The following is a 15,768-nucleotide window of genomic DNA, read 5'->3' on the forward strand; positions in this document are numbered from 1 at the left end:
CCTGATGCGCAAGCTTCTACCGTTCCTGGCAAGTCTCGCCGTGGCGCTCGCCGCGTGCGGCGGCAACGGCGGCGGTGGTGGCGGCGGCTCCGGCGCCCAGGACCCGATCCGGGTCGGCCTCATCGTCTCGCTCACCGGCAACTACACGCCGCTCGGCAGCGAGGACAAGAAGGCGGTCGAGCTGGCCGTCGAGCAGGTCAACGCGCAGGGCGGGCTGCTCGGGCGGCAGGTCGAGCTGGTCGTGCGGGACGACAAGACCGCGCCGGACCAGGGCATCGTGGCCTACAACCAGATCAAGGGCGAGATCGACGCGCTCATCGGCCCGGTGTTCTCCAACTCGGCGCTGGCCATCGAGCCGCTCGCGCAGCGCGAGAAGATGCCCTACCTGTCACTGGCCCCGGCCGTCGAGCAGGTCGAGCCGATCAAGTCGTACATCTTCGTCACGCCCGCGCTGTCGAGCATGTACGCCGAGCGCTACCTGCAGTACATCCAGGCCGAGGGCATCAAGACGATCGCGGTGGCCTGGGACTCCAAGAGCGCCTACTCGGTCTCCGGGCACGAGTCCATGGTCGCGCTGGCGCCGAAGTACGGGGTCACGATCGCGGTGGACGAGCCGTACGAGACCACCACCGCCGACTTCAGCCCGGTGTTCCAGCACGTGCGCGACTCGGAGGCGGAGGCGCTGGTGTTCTGGGGCTCGGGCGCGCCGGGCGTGACCGCGGCCAAGCAGTACGCGGCGTCCGGGCTGAAGACGCCGCTGTTCCTGACCGCGTCGCAGGCCAGCAAGCTGTGGCTGGAGCCGATGGGCGAGGCCGCCGAGGGCATGACGGTGCAGAGCGCGATCGGCGTGGTGGGCGAGCACCTGCCGGACGGCAAGCAGAAGCAGGTCATCGAGCAGATGGCGAAGCCCTACCAGGAGAAGCACGGCTACCCGCCGCCGCAGTTCGCGCAGGACGGCTACAGCGCGAGCCTGCTGCTGTTCGAGGCGATCAGGAAGGCGGGCGGCACCGACAAGGAGAAGGTCCAGCAGGCGCTGGAGACGATGGACCTGATCACCCCGAACGGCCGCTTCCGCTACTCCCCCACCGACCACTCCGGCCTGACGCCCGAGTACATCTCGGTCAACACGGTCCAGGACGGCGCGTTCGTGCCGACCGAGTGGGCGCGGGAGCAGCTGACCAAGACTGTCGCCGGGTTGGGGTAGCGGGTGCTGGCGGTCACCGGGGTGTCGCGCTCCTTCGGCGGCGTCTACGCCGTGCGGGACGTCTCGCTCGCCGTGGCCGAGGGCGAGCTGTGCGCCATCATCGGGCCGAACGGGGCGGGCAAGTCGACGCTGTTCAACCTCGTCACCGGCCACCTGGCGGCCGACCACGGGGAGATCGCCTTCCTCGGGCACCGGGTGGACCGGCTGGCGCCGCACCGACGGGCCCGGCTCGGCATGTCGATCGTCTTCCAGGGCGCGCGGGTGTTCCGCGGCATGACGGTCCGGGAGAACGTCATGGTCGGCATGCACGGCCGTACCCGGTCGGGGTTCGTGTCGGCGGCGCTGCGGCTGCCCCGCCACCGGCGCGACGAGCGGGAGATCGGCCGCGAGGCGGACGCGGCGCTGGCGCGGGTGGGGCTGGCCGAGTGGGCGGGACGGCCGGCCGACCGGCTGCCGATCGGCCAGCAGCGGGCGCTGCAGCTGGCCCGCGCGCTGTGCGCGCGGCCCCGGCTGCTGCTGCTCGACGAGCCGGCCTCCGGGCTGCGCGGGCACGAGCGGGAACGGCTGGCCGCGCTGGTGGAGGAGCTGCGCGCGGACGGGCTGACGATCCTGCTCATCGAGCACGACGTGGGGTTCGTGACCCGGCTGGCCGACCGCGTCGTGGTGCTCGACCTGGGGCGGGTCATCGCCGACGGCCCGCCGGCCGAGATCCGCGAGGACCCGCTCGTGCTCGCCGCCTACCTCGGACAGGCCTCATGATCGACGTCACGGACCTGGTGGTCTCGTACGGCACGGCCATCGCGCTCGACCACGTCACGCTCGCGGTGGGCAAGGGCGAGATGGTGGCGCTGCTCGGCCCGAACGGGGCGGGCAAGTCGACGCTGGCCAACACGCTGGCCGGGCTGCTCACTCCGGCGTCGGGCACGGTGCGGGTGGAGGGCAGGCTGGCGCTGGTGCCGGAGGGCCGCCAGCTTTTTCCCGATATGTCGGTGGCCGACAACCTGGCGCTGGGCGGCTGGCGTTCCGGGCAGCGCGACCCGGCCCCCGTCTACGACCTGCTGCCGCGCCTGGCCGAGCTGGCCGGGCGGCGGGCGGGCGTGCTGTCCGGCGGCGAGCAGCAGATGGTGGCCGTCGGGCGGGCGCTGATGTCCCGGCCGCAGGTGCTCGTGGTGGACGAGCTGTCGCTCGGCCTGGCCCCGAACATCACCGCCGACCTGGCCGCCCACCTGGCCACGCTCAACCGGGAGCAAGGGCTGGCGGTGCTGCTCATCGAGCAGAACGCGCGGCTGGCGTTCGAGCTGTGCTCGCGCGCGTACGTGCTCGAATCGGGGCAGGTGCGTGCGGAGGGGGCGTGCGCGGAGCTGGCGGACGACCCGCGGGTGGCCAGCGCCTACCTGGGCGGGGCGATCACATGAGCGCGTTCCTGACGTACCTGCTGAACGGGCTGGCCGTGGGGTGCGCGATCGCGCTCATCGCCAGCGGGCTGGTCGCCATCCACCGGGTGACCGGGGTGGTCAACTTCGCGCAGGGCACGTTCGCCGTGGTCGCGGGGCTGTGCACGTCCTCGCTGCTCGGGCTCGGGGTGCCGCACGGGGTGAGCGAGGCGGCGGCGGTCCTGCTGGCCGGCGTGGCCGGGCTGCTGACCGGGCTGGCCGCGATCGGCCGGCCGGGCACCACGCCGCTGTCGTCGCTGATCATCACGCTCGGGGTCGGGGTGCTCGCGTACGCAGTCGAGATCGTGCTCTGGGGCGACCAGCCGCGCTCGGCTCCGGGGCTGGCCGGGTCGGTGACGATCGCCGGGGCCCGGATCCAGACGCAGCACCTGCTCGTCATCGCCGTCACCGCCGCCACGTTCGTGCTGCTCGCGCTCTTCTTCGGGCGCACCTACCTGGGCAAGGCGCTGACCGCGTGCGCCTCCAACCCGTACGCGGCCCGCGTGGTCGGCATCGACACCCGGCGGATGGGGCTGCTGGCGTTCGCCCTCGGCGGGCTGCTCGGCGGGCTCGCCGGGGTGCTGATCACGCCGCTGCGGCCGATCTCGTTCGACACGGACGTGACGCTGATCGTGAACGCGTTCGCCGCGGCCGTGTTCGGCGCGCTCACCCGCCCGGTCGTCGCGCTCGGCGGGGCGCTGCTGCTGGGGGTGGCCGAGACGATGGCCGCCGGGTACGGGTACGGCTCCCACCAGCTGGAGGTGGCGCTCGGGCTCATGCTCGTGGTCATGATCGTGCAGGCGAGCCGCCGGTCGGCCATCCATGAGGAGGCGGTGTGAAGAGGATCGCCGCCGCGGCTCTGGTTGTGGCCGTCGCGCTGGGGTTGCCGCTGGTGCTCGACGACAGCGCGCTGGCCGTCTACGTGCTGCTCGGGCTGGCGGCCATCGTGACCGTCGGGGTGTCGCTGCTGATGGGGTTCGCCGGGCAGGTCTCGCTCGGGCAGGGCGCGTTCTACGGCGTCGGCGCGTACACGGCGGCTCTGCTGGCGCTGAACGGGTTCCCGCCGCTGCTGGGGCTGGTGGCCGCGCCGCTGATGGCGGCCGTCTTCGCGGTGCTGATCGGGATGCCGCTGCTGCGGCTGCGCGGCCACCATCTGGCGTTCGCGACGCTGGCGGTGCAGCTCATCCTGCTGTCGCTGGCGGGGCAGCTGGAGTTCACCGGAGGCGACATCGGGCTGCAGGGCATCCCGCAGTTCGGCATCGGGTCGTGGGAGATGGACAGCGCGGCCGCGTACGCCTGGCTGACGTGGGCGGCGCTGGGGCTGGTCATGCTGGTCACGCACCACGTCATCGCCTCGCGGCCCGGACGGGCGCTGCGCGCGCTGGCCACCAGCGAGACGGCCGCCGCCTCCTCCGGCATCCCGGTGGGCCGCTACAAGCTGGTCGTGTTCGCGCTGTCGGCCGCGTTCGCGGGGCTGGCGGGCGGCATCTACTGCTTCTACACCGGGTACGTGGCGCCGGGGTCGTTCCCGGTGCTGATCTCGATCCAGTACATCGTCATGGCGGTCGTGGGCGGGCTGGGCACGGTGTGGGGCGCGCTGGCGGGGGCGAGCGCGATCACCCTGCTCGTGCAGGGGCTCGACCGGCTGGCCGCGCTGCCGGGGATGCCGACCTACGCGCCGAGCGTGCTGTCGTACGCGGTGTACGCGCTGGTGCTGATCGGGGTCGTGCTGTTCCTGCCGCAGGGGCTGGTGCCCGCGCTCACCCGGCGGGACCGGACGGGGCGGCGGGGGCGGGCCTCCTAGAGAGCGCCGGAGTAGACCCAGCGGCCTTCGTGGCGGACGAACCGGCTGTGCTCCTCCATCTCGCCCGGCTTGCCGCGGTGGACGTAGTGGGCGCGGAAACGGACCGTGCCCTCGGTGTGGACGACGCTGCCGCCGGTGCTCTCCAGGATCTCCAGCCGCACCCAGCGCGTCTTCCGCTCCAGGTCGATGCCGGGCGGGCGGCTCGCCGGGTGCCAGGTGCGCATCAGGTAGGCGGAGTCGCGGACGCTGAACGCGGCGAACCGCGAACGCATCAGCTGCTCGGCCGTCGCGGCGGCGGCCTCGCCTCGGTGGAACCGGCCGCAGCAGTCGGCGTAGGCGGCGGGCAGGCCGCAGTGGCAGGTGGCGGGCATGACCCTATTGTGCCCGCAGCGGCGCAGTGGTCGCGGTGAGAGCGGTGAGGGTGGCGCCGAGCGGGGCGTCGACGGTGAGGGTGGCGTGGTGGTCGCCGCCCGTGGCCCCCTGGTTGACGATCGCGATGGGCAGGCCGAGCGCGGCGGCCCGGTCCACGAAGCGCAGGCCGGAGCGGATGGCCAGCGACGAGCCGAGCACGAGTAGCGCCCGCGCCGACCCGACGAGCTCGAAGCACCGCTCGACGCGCGGGCGCGGCACGTTCTCGCCGAAGAACACCACGTCGGGCTTGAGCACGCCGTCGCACGAGCGGCAGCCGACCAGCCGGAAGCCCTCGACCTGTTCGTCGGTGAGCACCGCGTCGCCGTCGGGGTTGATCTGCCCCGCGTCGGCCGCCCAGCCGGGGTTGGCGGCGCGCAGCCGCAGGTCGAGCTCGGCCCGAGGGGTGCGCTCGCGGCAGGACAGGCAGACCACCCGGTCCAGGCCTCCGTGCAGCTCGATCACCTGCCGCGCCCCGGCCGCCTGGTGGAGCCCGTCGACGTTCTGGGTGACGATGCCTGACAGGAGGCCGCGCCGCTCCAGCGCGGCGACCGCCCGGTGCCCGGCGTTGGGGAGCGCGGCGCCGATCTGCCGCCAGCCGACGTGGCTGCGCGCCCAGTAGCGGCGGCGCGCCTGCTCGCTGCCGACGAAGCGCTGGTAGGTCATCGGCTGGGCGTTGCGGGACCGGCCGGTCGGGCCGCGGTAGTCGGGGATGCCCGACTCGGTGGACAGGCCCGCCCCGCTGAGCACCACCACCCCGCCGCACTCCACCAGCCCGGCCAGCCGGCCGAGCGCGGTGCCTTCTGCTACGGTCACGTCTCCATGGTGCACGACCGGGCGGGATGCCCGGTCACCCGGCCTCGCGCAGCAGGCCCTCCTCTGTGACGGCCGACAGCAGCAGCTCGCGGTAGCCGCCCTCGTGGAACAGCACGGTCAGCCGGTCCTCCTCACGGCGGATGACCTCGCCCGGCCCCCACTCGACGTGCTCGACGCGGGCGTGCATCGGGAACCGGACGTCGCCGGCCGGCTCCGGGTGGGACGCGGTGCCGGCCAGGCAGGTGTCGCAGGCGCCGCACGGGCCGGGCAGCCGCTCGCCGAAGTAGCCGAGCAGGAAGCCGCGGCGGCAGTCGCGGGTCTCGGCGTAGCGGCGCATCATCTCCAGCCGGGTGCGCTCCACCTCCCGGTGCCGCTCGGCGACCTCGCGGGCGGCCCGTGCCGCCTCCTCCGGGGCGGGCGCGTCCTCGGCGGCGGCGACGGAGCGGGTGCCGAGCCGGACCGCGCCCGCCTTCTCCAGCAGGTTCAGCAGCGACGTGACGCGGCGGGCGGTGATGCCGAGCCGTTCGCGCAGGTGCTTGCGGTCGGTCCGCCCGCCCTCCTCGCCGAGGGCGCGGGCGACCGCGGCCAGCGCGTCCTCGTCCGGCAGCCCGCCGGTGAAGAACCGCTGCATCCCCAGATCCTCCGCCCGGTAGAACAGCACCGCCGCGGCGGGCTCGCCGTCCCTGCCAGCCCTGCCGATCTCCTGGTAGTACGAGTCGAGCGAGCCGGGCACCTGGGCGTGCACCACGAACCGGACGTCCGGCTTGTCGATGCCCATGCCGAACGCGTTGGTGGCCACCACCACGTCGAGCTCCCCGGCCATGAACGCCTCCTGGACGGCGTCGCGGTCGGCCCGCCGCATCCCGGCGTGGTAGGCGGCCGCCCGCACGCCCCGCTCGCCCAGCCGTCCGGCCAGCTCGGCGGCCCGCTTGCGGGTGGCGGTGTAGACGAGTCCTGGCTTGGCCAGCGCCTCGACGGCCTCGGCCACGTCCTCGCCGTCGCCGGTGGTCCCCCGTACCTCCAGGCTGATGTTGGGGCGGTCGAAGCCGCACACCACCTCCAGCGGGTCGCGCATGCGGAGCCGTTCGACGATCTCGGCCCGCACCGGGGGCGCGGCCGTCGCGGTCAGCGCGGCCACGACCGGCCGGCCGAGAGCGTCGGCGACGGCGCCCAGCCGCAGGTAGTCGGGCCGGAAGTCGTGGCCCCAGGCCGAGACGCAGTGGGCCTCGTCCACCACCAGCAGGGACGGCTTCGCCGCGGCCAGCTCGCGCACCACGTCGGGCCTGGCGAGCTGCTCGGGCGCGCAGAACAGGAACTCGGTCTCGCCCGCGCGCAGCGACTCGAACGACGACTCACGCTCGCCCTTCGAGGTGCCGGCGTCCAGCCTGACCGCCTGCTCGTCACGCTCGCGCAGCGCCTCCACCTGGTCGCGCTGGAGCGCGATCAGCGGCGACACCACCAGCGTCGGCCCGTCCAGCAGCAGCGCGGGGACCTGGTAGACGGCCGACTTGCCGCCTCCCGTCGGCATGACCACGAGCGTGTCGCGGCCCTCCGCCAGCGCCGCCATCGCCTCGGGCTGGCCGGGCCGCAGCTCGTCCAGCCCGAGAGCCTCCCTGGCCACCCGTTCCACCCGCCGCTCGGCGCTCGTCCCCATCCGGCCTCCCGTCCGCGAAGGCTCCCCTCTTCCCCTCGGTTCCGGCTTTCACTCCTGGCGGAGCAGTTCGGCCACGGTCACGAACCGGTACCCGTCGGCCCGCAGCCCCGAGACGACGCCGCCGATGGCCTCCCGGGTCCGGGCGCCGCTCTCGTACCAGGGATGGAGCAGCACGATCGAGCCCGGCCGCACCTGCTCGCGGACCTCGGCCACGATCCGCTCCGCGGTGGGGGTGCGGCCCGAGTCGGGCTCGACGTCCCACATCACCGTGACCCGCTCCCGTTCGGCCAGGTAGAGAGGGAGCGCGAGCAGCTTCTTGCCGGTGGGCGGCCGGAACGGGATGTCGCCGCGCTGCCCGGCGGCGCGGATGAGCGCGTCGGTCGGCTCCACCTCTTCGGCCACGGTCGAGCCGGACACGAACACCATCCTGCGGTGCGTGAACGTGTGGTTGCCGAGCTGGTGGCCGGCCCGCACCAGCGCGGCCGCGTGCCCGGGGCGGGCGCGCAGCTCCGACCCGACGACGAAGAACGTGGCACGCACCCGCTCCTTCGCGAGCACGTCGATGATCTCCCGCGTGTGCTCGTCGGGACCGTCGTCGAAGGTGAGCGCGACGACCTTCTCCGCCGTCTCCACCCGGTCGACCAGCTTCCCCGCGAGCTGGAACGTGCGTGCGTTGACCAGCTCGTAGCAGCCCCACGCGGCTACGAGGACGAGCGCCGCCACGGCGACCCACAGTTTTCTTTTCATGATCCAGAGGAGTGTAAGGGTTCGATCACTTGCTCCATGGAGGTTCGCGGGTGAATCATCTTCGATCAGGTTCGATCGGTACTATGAGGTGGCTCCCGAGGAGGGACTATGACGAACACGGCGACCGGCCCGCCCCTCCGGGCCGCGGAGACCGCCCGTCCCGGCCCACTGCTCAACCTCTGGGGAGCGGCCGCCTCTCCGGGCGCGCTGGCCCGCGTCCTGCTGGATCCCGGCCGCGCGCTGCCCGCCCCCGACCTGGCGGGCGAGCCGGCGCGGCGGGCGCTGGAGCCGGTGCGCGAGCGGGCGGAGGCCGAGCGCGGCTCGCCGTGGCCGCAGCCGCTCGCCTCGCAGTACGCGCGCTACTTCCAGGACGGCGACCGCACGGTCTACGAGCGCAACGTGTTCGACCGCCAGGACCGGCTGACCCGGGCCGTGCTCATGGCGGCGGCCACCGGCGACGACGGGTGGCTGGCCGAGGCCGCCGACGGGATCGTGCTGCTGTGCGAGCAGAGCTCGTGGTGCTGGCCGGCGCACGAGGAGTCCTGCCGGCCGCGCGGCGCCGTGCTGCCGGACCCGGCCGTCCCCTGCCTCGACCTCGGCGCCGGCGACGTGGCCGCCCAGCTCGCCTGGGCCGACCAGGCGATCGGCGAGCGGCTGGACGAGCGCTTCCCCGGCGTGCGCGAGCGGGTGCGCGCCGAGGTGCGGGCGCGGGTGCTGGAGCCGTTCACCCGGCGGCGCGACTGGCACTGGCTCGGGCTCGACGGTCACGTGCACAACTGGTGCCCGTGGATCTGCGGCAACGTGCTGGTCGCCGCGCTGCGCCTGGCCGAGCCGGGCGAGGAGCGGGCGCTGCAGGTCGCGCTGGCCGTCGAGGGCGTCGACCGCTATCTGGCGGCGCTGCCTCCCGACGGGTCGGTGGACGAGGGCTACGAATACTGGTGGAACGGCGCCTGCCGCGCGCTGGAGGCGCTCGACGTGCTGGCGCACGCCACCTCGGGGGTGCTGGACGCGGCCGGGGCGCCGGTGGTCCGCGCGACCGTGCGCTTCCCGTACCTGATGCATCTGGGCGGCGGGTGGTACGTGAACGTCGCCGACGCCCGCGCGCGGCCGCCCGCCGGCCAGCCCTGGGACGTGCTCCACCGGTGGGCGCGGCGGGTCGGCGATCCCGACGGCGTCCGCCACGCGGCCGCCCAGCGCGCCGCCGCCGTCTCCCCCGCCGCCGAGCTGGGGCGGGTCATGACCGCGCTGGGCGACCCGGCGTGGCTGGCGGCCGAGGCCGCCGGGCCGCCGCTGGTCGCCTCCGCGTGGCTGCCGGGCACTCAGGTGGGCGTCGCGCGCGCGGCCGGCGGCACCGACCGGGGGCTCGCGCTCGTGGTCAAGGGCGGGCACAACGCGGAGAACCACAACCACAACGACGTCGGTTCCGTGATCGTGGCCGTCGACGGGGTGCCGGCCGTGGTCGACGCGGGGCGGCCCACGTACACGGCGCGGACGTTCGGGCCCGACCGCTACGCGATCTGGACGATGCGCGGTGACTGGCACAACGTGCCCGAGGTCCGCGGCACGCCGCAGCGTGCGGGCGCGTCCTACCGAGCCAGGGACGTCGAGGTGGCCGACGAGCCCGGCCTCTTCCGGGTACGGCTGGACCTCGCGGCCGCCTACCCGGTCGGCGGGCTGGAGCGGTGGTGGCGGACGGCGCTGCTCGACCGCTCGTCCGGCGAGGTGACGATCGAGGACGCCTGGCGCTTCACCGGCGACGGGGAGCCGAGCGCGCTGCGGTTCCTGCTGGCCGGCGAGGTGCGGCAGGACGGGCCCGGGGAGGTGGAGGTGCGGCCGCCCGGCGGCGGGCGGGCCGCGGTCCTCACGTGGGACCCGGAGCGGGCGGCCGGTTCGCTGACCGTGCGCGAGCTGGACGACCCGATGCTCACCGCGGTGTGGGGCGACCGGCTGACCCGGCTGGAGCTGGCCCTGCCCGGCACCGCCGAAGGGTCGGTCCTGGTGCGGGTGGGGGTGCGGGGATGACCGGGACCGGTTCGCCGGCGCCGCTGCCGGACGAGCGCCGCGCCCAGGTGGTCGAGCTGCTGCGGCAGCGCGGCGTGGTGCGCGTCACCGACCTGGCCGAGGAGCTGGACGTCTCCGCCATCACCATCCGCCGCGACATCGCGCTGCTCGCCTCCCAGGGGGTGATCCGGCGGGTGCGCGGCGGGGCCGTGCTGCACGGCGGCGCGCTCGTCGGCGAGCCGGAAGGGGCCGCGCCGCCGCAGCCCGTCCCCGAGGAGAACGGCGGCGAGGCGCGGCGGCTCACGATCGGGATGGTCGTGCCGTCGCTCGACTACTACTGGCCCGACGTGATCCGCGGCGTCCGGCAGGCCGCGGCGGCGGCCGGGGCCAGGATCGTCCTGCGCGGCGCCTCCTACCAGGCGGCCGACGAGCGGCGGCAGCTGTCGTGGCTGGTGGAGTTCGTGGGCGTGGACGGGCTGCTCGTCGCGCCCACGACCACCGGCGACGACGGCGAGGAGCTGGTGCGGTGGCTGCGCCAGGCGCCCGTCCCGGTCGTGCTCGTCGAACGCGCCGCCACCATCGGTCCCTACCAGGAGGCCATGGAGTCCGTCGTCAGCGACCACGCGCTCGGGGCCGCGATGGCCGTGCGCCACCTGGCCGCGCTGGGGCACCGCCGGATCGGCGTCATCACCACCGAGCAGAGCCCGACCGCGCCGCACGTGCGGCGCGGGTGGCGGCAGGCGAGCGAGGAGCTCGGCCTGGAGGGCGCCCCCGACCTGACCGTGGTCGACCGGCGTGATCCCGGCTGGACGGCGGCCCTGGACCAAATCCTCGACGCCTGCCTCGCCACGGGCACCACGGCGCTGCTCGTCCATCCGGATCCGGAGGCGATCGGCCTGGTCGAGCGCTGCCAGGAACGCGGCCTGCGGGTGCCAGGAGACCTGGGGGTGGTCACGTACGACGACGAGGTGGCCGAGCTGTGCGACCCGCCGCTGTCGGCGGTGCGTCCGCCGAAGGCGGCCATCGGGCGTGCGGCGTTCGCGCTGCTGGCGGCCCGCCTGGCCGACCGGGACCCGCACCGACCGGCTCACCGCGTGGTCGTCGAGCCCCGGCTGATCGTGCGCTCCTCCTCCTCCGCCTGACCGCCGTCCCGTCAGCGGAGGAGGGCGGGAAGGTCGAGGGTGTCGGTGACGCCGTCCGGCCAGGAGATGCGGGCTGTGGTGGCGGTCCAGGCGATCTCGGGGGCCGGGGAGGCGGCCGTGCCGAGATGGACGCCGGCGACGTACCAGCGGCCGGGCTCGGCGGCGGCGGTGGTGCCGCACCAGGGGATGAAGGTCTCCGGGGACAGCGGGGTGGCGTCCTCGGCGCGGGTGACGTCCGCCAGGTCGAGGCCGGGGCCGGGGACGATCAGGGAGTCGGAGGCCGACGAGACCGGCCAGCCGCCGATCCGCAAAGGAGACGTGCATGGGGCGGCCACCTGGACGAGCCGGACCTCCCAGGGGCCGCGCAGCGCGGACACGACCGTGAGCGTCGGGCCGGGGGTGGCGGCGCCGGCGCGGCCCGAGCCGTGGTCCGGGGCGTCCAGGCCGGGCTCGACCCAGTGGGCCCGCCAGCGGGAGGCGCCGAGCGCGGTGCCGGTGGGGAGGCGGTCGGCGAGGAGGGCGTCGAAGCCGGTGCGGTGGCTGGGCCGGCCCGACGGGTCCAGGAGGGTGACCGACTGGTCGAGCGGGTCGGCGGCGTGCGGGCCGGCCAGGACGGGCGACGTGGCGGTGGAGTAACCCAGGCGGGCGTAGAGCGGGGAGTCGGACAGCTGGTCGCCGGGCAGCGCGTGGTCGGTGCCGTGGTTGACGACGCGGACGACGCCGTCGGCGCGGGTGCCGGAGACCAGCCAGCCGGGTGACCGGATCGCGAGCTGGAAGTCGCCCTCCTCCACCGGCAGCGGCTCCTCGACGGCGGTCCACACGGGGTGGTCGGCGGGCAGCGCCAGGCCGTACAGGCCCTTGGCGGCCCAGTAGGGCGAGCCGGTGCCGGAGTAGGACTGGGCGATCGGCCGCCACGGGCCGTGCCAGCCGAGCGTCAGCAGGCCGTCGTCATCGGGGGCGCCGTGCTCGGCGAAGTGGCGGACGATGCCGGAGGCGGCGCGGCGCAGCAGGCCGGGCGACCCGACCCCGGCCCTGGCGCCCGCCCAGAACGGGGCGGCGGCGGCGAACCGGTAGGTGAGGCTGCGGCCCTGGATGAGCGGCGACCCGTCGGCGCCGACGAGGTGGACGGCGTCGCTCAGGAAGCGCTCCAGCCTCGACAGGTAGGCGGGGCGGCGGGTGTCGGCGGCCGGGTCGCCGGCGGCCATCTCGGTCCACAGCAGCGGGTAGAAGTGCAGCGCCCAGCCGACGTAGTGGTCGTAGGCGCGCTTGTCGCCGTCGGCGTACCAGCCCTGCTCGCGGGCGAACCCGTCGGTGAGCGCGAGCCCGGCCTCGATGTCGGCGCGAGAGCACGGCCCGCCGACGGAGGCGAGGAACTGCTCGACCACGATCTGGAACCACACCCAGTTGATCGGCGGATACCAGGACCCGATCGCCGGGGCCAGATAGGCGACCACCCGCTCCCGGACGCCGTCGTCGAGCCGGTCCCACAGCCACGGCCTGGTCAGGTGGAGCACCAGCGCGATGGAGGCGGCCTCGACCTTGGCCTGGTCGTGCTCGTCCAGCCGCACCCACCGCTCGGGGGAGCCCGGGTCGGTGCCGGCGGCCAGGCCGCGCGCGTACCACTCCAGGTGGCCGTGCGGGTCACGGCCACCTTCGCCGGCCACCCGGAACCCGGCGGCCAGGAACGTGCGCGCGAACCCTTCCAGCCCGTCCACGTCGGGGCCGTAGCCGCCCGGCTCGCCGGGGAAGGAGATCCGCGCGTGCGAGGGGGACGCGTGGCGCCGCGCCGACAGCAGGAGGTGGTCGGCCAGCGCCGCCCAGTGGTCGCGGGTCCAGCCGGTGTGGGGCGAGCGTTTCCGGTCGTCCAGCTCCCGCAGCCAGCGCATCGGGCCTCCACAGTCAGCGATGAGTTCAGGCGATGCTGGCATCACCGATGCGAACACGTCAAGCAAAGACTGATCAAAAGCGCTCACTTCGATCAGCCTTCACGCCGAAATGCGCCGCCAAGCCTGACCTTGACGATCGATAACGATCGTATAGCGCCCTAAAGAGATCTTGACGTGATTGAAATGATCGGACATGATCAGCGACACTGGTAAGCGCTTGCTGCCGAAAGGACCCGGGTGAGAGACCGTCGTCGACCACAGGCCCTGCTGGTCATGGATCCTGCGCACTTCGGGGTGCAGTTTCAGGAGCCGCAGTTACGACGGTTGCACGAACTCGTCGAACTCACCGATCCTATCTCGACCATGAACTTCGACGACCCGCTCGTACGGCGCAGGCTGCGCGAGGTCGAGGTGCTCGTCACCTCGTGGGGCTGCCCGCCGCTGACGAAGGAGCTGCTGGCCGGTGCGCCGGAGCTCCGGGCGATCTTCCATTGCGCGGGCACGGTACGCTCCTTCGTCACCGACGAGGTATGGCGGCGCGGGATACTCGTGACCAACGCCGCCGACGAGAACGCGATACCGGTCGCCGAGTTCACCCTCGCCGCGATCATCTTCGCGGGCAAGAAGGCCCCGTTCCTGGCCCACGACGCGCGCAAACATCGCGACGACTGGTCCTACGCGGCCGGGCGCGGCGAGCTGTCCAACCGCGGGCGCACGATCGGCGTCGTCGGCTTCTCGCGGGTGGGCCGCAGGGTCACCGAAAGGCTTCGCGGCCTGGAGGTCGACATCCTGGTGGCCGACCCGTACGCCGACCCGGCCGAGGTGCGCGCGGCCGGCGGCAGGCTGGTCGAGCTGCCCGACCTGCTGCGGCGCTGCGACGTGCTCACCCTGCACGTGCCCGCGCTGCCCGAAACGCGTCACCTGATCGGGGCGGCGGAGCTCGCCCTGCTGAGGGACGGCGCGACCGTCATCAACACGGCGCGTGGGTCCGTGCTCGACACCGCCGCTCTGGAGAGCGAGTGCGTGACGGGGCGGCTCGACGCGATCCTCGACGTCACCGACCCGGAGCCGCTGCCCGCCGACTCGCCGTTGTACGACCTGCACAACGTCATGATCACCCCCCACGTCGCCGGATCTCTGGGATCAGAGACCCGGCGGATGAGTGAGAGCGCCCTCGACGAGCTCGAACGCTACCTGTCCGGCCTGCCGCCACGGGCGCCGGTCACAGCCGACGAGATCAGCGTGAGCGCCTGAGCCCGGCTTCATGGAAGGAGACCGGATCAATGATCCCTTCGAACCCCCCCAAGGCCAGAGTGCGCCGCCATCTTGTGAAGACCGCGGGAGTGGCCACCGCGCTCGCCCTCGCGGTCGCCGCGTGCGGTGGCGGCGGCTCCGGTGAGACCGCCGAAGGCGGCGGGAGCACCACCCTCACGATCACCGTGTGGAACCTCGCCAAGACGCCGGAGTTCACCGCCCTGTTCGACGCCTTCGAGAAGGCGAACCCCGGGGTCACGGTGAAGCCGGCCGACATTCTCGCGGACGACTATCCCGAGAAGGTCACCACGATGCTGGCCGGTGGCGACAAGACCGATGTGATCACCATGAAGAACGTGACGGACTACTCGCGCTACTCCGCCCGCGGGCAGCTCCTCGACATCACGGACATGGTCAAGTCGACCGACACCTCCAAGCTCGCCGGCCTGGACGCCTTCAACGTCAACGACAGCTACTTCGCGCTGCCGTACCGCCAGGACTTCTGGCTGCTCTACTACAACAAGGCCATGTTCGACAAGGCGAACATCAAGCTCGACGGCCCCATCACCTGGGACGACTACGCCAAGTACGCCCAGCAGCTCAGCCAGGGCGACGGCAACCAGAAGGTCTACGGCACCTACCACCACACCTGGCGGTCGGTGATCCAGGCGATCTCGGCGGCCCAGACCGGCGGCGACCAGCTCAGCGGCGACTACAACTTCTTCGCCGACCAGTACAACATGGCGCTGTCGCTGCAGAAGGGCGGCAACGCGCTGGACTTCGGCACCGCGACGGCCCAGCAGGCCGACTACCGGACCATGTTCGAGACCGCCGCGACGGCCATGATGCCCATGGGCACCTGGTACATCTCCGGCATCCTCGAGGCCAAGGAGAAGGGCGAGAGCCAGGTCGACTGGGCGCTGGCCCCGATGCCGCAGCGGCCGGGCGCCACCGACGTCACCACGTTCGGGTCGCCGACGGCGTTCGCGGTGAACAAGCGGAGCGAGAACGCCGACCTGGCCAGGAAGTTCGTCCAGTTCGCCGCGAGCAAGGCCGGCGCGGAGGCGATCACCAAGGTGGGCGTGGTTCCCGCACTGCAGGACCCGGCGATCACCGAGGCGTACTTCGGCCTCAAGGGCATGCCGGCCGACGACCTGTCGAAGAAGGCGTTCGAGCCGGACAAGGTCGTGCTGGAGATGCCGGTGAGCGACAAGACCTCCGACGTCGACACCATCCTCAACGAGGAGCACCAGCTGATCATGGTCGGCGACAAGTCGGTGGCCGAGGGGATCAAGTCGATGAACGACCGCGTCAAGAGCGAAGTCCTCAACTAAGGGACGCCGTGGCGGGCGCAGGGGGGCGCCCGCCGCTCCCGCATCAGGTTCGCGAAGGAGTCTTCGCGAAAGGAGCCATAGAGGG

The 15,768-nt window shown here is 73.5% G+C and carries 14 protein-coding genes; 9 read left to right on the plus strand and 5 right to left on the minus strand.

What is annotated here, in order from left to right:
• Positions 1–4: 4 nt before the first annotated feature.
• The 5 genes from ACIBF7_RS22295 to ACIBF7_RS22315 are packed head-to-tail and all read left to right on the plus strand — an operon-like array spanning position 5 to position 4,441.
• Positions 5–1,204 carry an ABC transporter substrate-binding protein gene (locus tag ACIBF7_RS22295; protein ID WP_397198037.1) on the plus strand — a complete coding sequence of 400 codons (1,200 nt, stop codon included), beginning with the start codon at positions 5–7 and terminating at the stop codon, positions 1,202–1,204.
• A 3-nt stretch (positions 1,205–1,207) separates the two neighbouring features.
• Complete coding sequence (locus ACIBF7_RS22300) at positions 1,208–1,963, plus strand: ABC transporter ATP-binding protein (RefSeq protein ID WP_148033289.1); 756 nt, start codon at positions 1,208–1,210, stop codon at positions 1,961–1,963.
• On the plus strand, positions 1,960–2,619 hold the full coding sequence (locus tag ACIBF7_RS22305) for an ABC transporter ATP-binding protein (protein WP_397198038.1): 660 nt from the start codon (positions 1,960–1,962) through the stop codon (positions 2,617–2,619). Before ACIBF7_RS22300 ends, ACIBF7_RS22305 begins: the two co-directional genes overlap by 4 nt.
• Complete coding sequence (locus tag ACIBF7_RS22310) at positions 2,616–3,476, plus strand: branched-chain amino acid ABC transporter permease (RefSeq protein WP_148033291.1); 861 nt, start codon at positions 2,616–2,618, stop codon at positions 3,474–3,476. Before ACIBF7_RS22305 ends, ACIBF7_RS22310 begins: the two co-directional genes overlap by 4 nt.
• Positions 3,473–4,441, plus strand: coding sequence for a branched-chain amino acid ABC transporter permease (locus ACIBF7_RS22315; RefSeq protein ID WP_271277905.1), 969 nt, complete (start codon positions 3,473–3,475; stop codon positions 4,439–4,441). The genes ACIBF7_RS22310 and ACIBF7_RS22315 overlap by 4 nt, the downstream gene beginning before the upstream one ends.
• On the opposite strand, the gene ACIBF7_RS22320 is transcribed toward ACIBF7_RS22315, so the two are convergent.
• Genes ACIBF7_RS22320 through ACIBF7_RS22335 form a run of 4 tightly spaced genes read right to left on the minus strand, consistent with a single transcriptional unit; the run spans position 4,438 to position 8,066 of the window.
• Positions 4,438–4,812 carry a YchJ family protein gene (locus ACIBF7_RS22320; protein ID WP_271277906.1) on the minus strand — a complete coding sequence of 125 codons (375 nt, stop codon included), beginning with the start codon at positions 4,810–4,812 and terminating at the stop codon, positions 4,438–4,440. The two genes, ACIBF7_RS22315 and ACIBF7_RS22320, sit on opposite strands and share 4 nt — an antisense overlap.
• A 4-nt stretch (positions 4,813–4,816) precedes the next feature.
• Positions 4,817–5,665 carry an NAD-dependent protein deacetylase gene (locus ACIBF7_RS22325; protein ID WP_271277907.1) on the minus strand — a complete coding sequence of 283 codons (849 nt, stop codon included), beginning with the start codon at positions 5,663–5,665 and terminating at the stop codon, positions 4,817–4,819.
• 34 nt (positions 5,666–5,699) lie between these two features.
• Positions 5,700–7,319, minus strand: coding sequence for an ATP-dependent DNA helicase RecQ (locus tag ACIBF7_RS22330; RefSeq protein WP_271277908.1), 1,620 nt, complete (start codon positions 7,317–7,319; stop codon positions 5,700–5,702).
• A gap of 48 nt (positions 7,320–7,367) precedes the next feature.
• Entirely contained in the window at positions 7,368–8,066 is a 699-nt protein-coding gene (locus ACIBF7_RS22335; RefSeq protein WP_271277909.1) for a polysaccharide deacetylase family protein, read from the minus strand.
• A 108-nt stretch (positions 8,067–8,174) separates the two neighbouring features.
• On the opposite strand from ACIBF7_RS22335, the gene ACIBF7_RS22340 reads away from it, so the two are divergent.
• Together ACIBF7_RS22340 and ACIBF7_RS22345 are read left to right on the plus strand one after the other, a co-directional pair.
• Complete coding sequence (locus ACIBF7_RS22340) at positions 8,175–10,088, plus strand: heparinase II/III family protein (protein WP_345482758.1); 1,914 nt, start codon at positions 8,175–8,177, stop codon at positions 10,086–10,088.
• Positions 10,085–11,209, plus strand: a complete 1,125-nt coding sequence (locus ACIBF7_RS22345) for a substrate-binding domain-containing protein (protein ID WP_271276950.1) — start codon at positions 10,085–10,087, stop codon at positions 11,207–11,209. The genes ACIBF7_RS22340 and ACIBF7_RS22345 overlap by 4 nt, the downstream gene beginning before the upstream one ends.
• Positions 11,210–11,220: 11 nt before the next feature.
• Here ACIBF7_RS22345 and ACIBF7_RS22350 read toward each other — a convergent pair whose 3' ends face one another.
• The gene (locus ACIBF7_RS22350) at positions 11,221–13,095 is read right to left on the minus strand and encodes a DUF2264 domain-containing protein (protein WP_397198040.1); all 1,875 of its coding nucleotides are present in this window, start codon (positions 13,093–13,095) and stop codon (positions 11,221–11,223) included.
• Between the two features lie 363 nt (positions 13,096–13,458).
• Between ACIBF7_RS22350 and ACIBF7_RS22355 the strand changes: the two genes are divergently transcribed.
• Entirely contained in the window at positions 13,459–14,349 is an 891-nt protein-coding gene (locus tag ACIBF7_RS22355) for a hydroxyacid dehydrogenase (RefSeq protein ID WP_246640779.1), read from the plus strand.
• A 29-nt stretch (positions 14,350–14,378) separates the two neighbouring features.
• Positions 14,379–15,683, plus strand: a complete 1,305-nt coding sequence (locus ACIBF7_RS22360; protein WP_271276948.1) for a sugar ABC transporter substrate-binding protein — start codon at positions 14,379–14,381, stop codon at positions 15,681–15,683.
• Positions 15,684–15,768: the final 85 nt, after the last annotated feature.

The sequence above is a fragment of the Nonomuraea sp. NPDC050478 genome (genome assembly GCF_044458265.1).
In the GTDB taxonomy this organism is placed as follows: Bacteria; Actinomycetota; Actinomycetes; order Streptosporangiales; family Streptosporangiaceae; genus Nonomuraea; species Nonomuraea ferruginea.

Excerpts from the sequence above, each read along its gene's own strand:
- ACIBF7_RS22320 (WP_271277906.1), bottom strand. The coding sequence starts at position 4,812 with ATGCCCGCCACCTGCCACTGCGGCCTGCCCGCCGCCTACGCCGACTGC.
- ACIBF7_RS22335 (WP_271277909.1), bottom strand. The coding sequence starts at position 8,066 with ATGAAAAGAAAACTGTGGGTCGCCGTGGCGGCGCTCGTCCTCGTAGCC.
- ACIBF7_RS22360 (WP_271276948.1), top strand. The coding sequence starts at position 14,379 with ATGATCCCTTCGAACCCCCCCAAGGCCAGAGTGCGCCGCCATCTTGTG.
- ACIBF7_RS22350 (WP_397198040.1), bottom strand. The coding sequence starts at position 13,095 with ATGCGCTGGCTGCGGGAGCTGGACGACCGGAAACGCTCGCCCCACACC.
- ACIBF7_RS22310 (WP_148033291.1), top strand. The coding sequence starts at position 2,616 with ATGAGCGCGTTCCTGACGTACCTGCTGAACGGGCTGGCCGTGGGGTGC.
- ACIBF7_RS22305 (WP_397198038.1), top strand. The coding sequence starts at position 1,960 with ATGATCGACGTCACGGACCTGGTGGTCTCGTACGGCACGGCCATCGCG.
- ACIBF7_RS22295 (WP_397198037.1), top strand. The coding sequence starts at position 5 with ATGCGCAAGCTTCTACCGTTCCTGGCAAGTCTCGCCGTGGCGCTCGCC.
- ACIBF7_RS22330 (WP_271277908.1), bottom strand. The coding sequence starts at position 7,319 with ATGGGGACGAGCGCCGAGCGGCGGGTGGAACGGGTGGCCAGGGAGGCT.
- ACIBF7_RS22345 (WP_271276950.1), top strand. The coding sequence starts at position 10,085 with ATGACCGGGACCGGTTCGCCGGCGCCGCTGCCGGACGAGCGCCGCGCC.
- ACIBF7_RS22340 (WP_345482758.1), top strand. The coding sequence starts at position 8,175 with ATGACGAACACGGCGACCGGCCCGCCCCTCCGGGCCGCGGAGACCGCC.
- ACIBF7_RS22355 (WP_246640779.1), top strand. The coding sequence starts at position 13,459 with ATGAACTTCGACGACCCGCTCGTACGGCGCAGGCTGCGCGAGGTCGAG.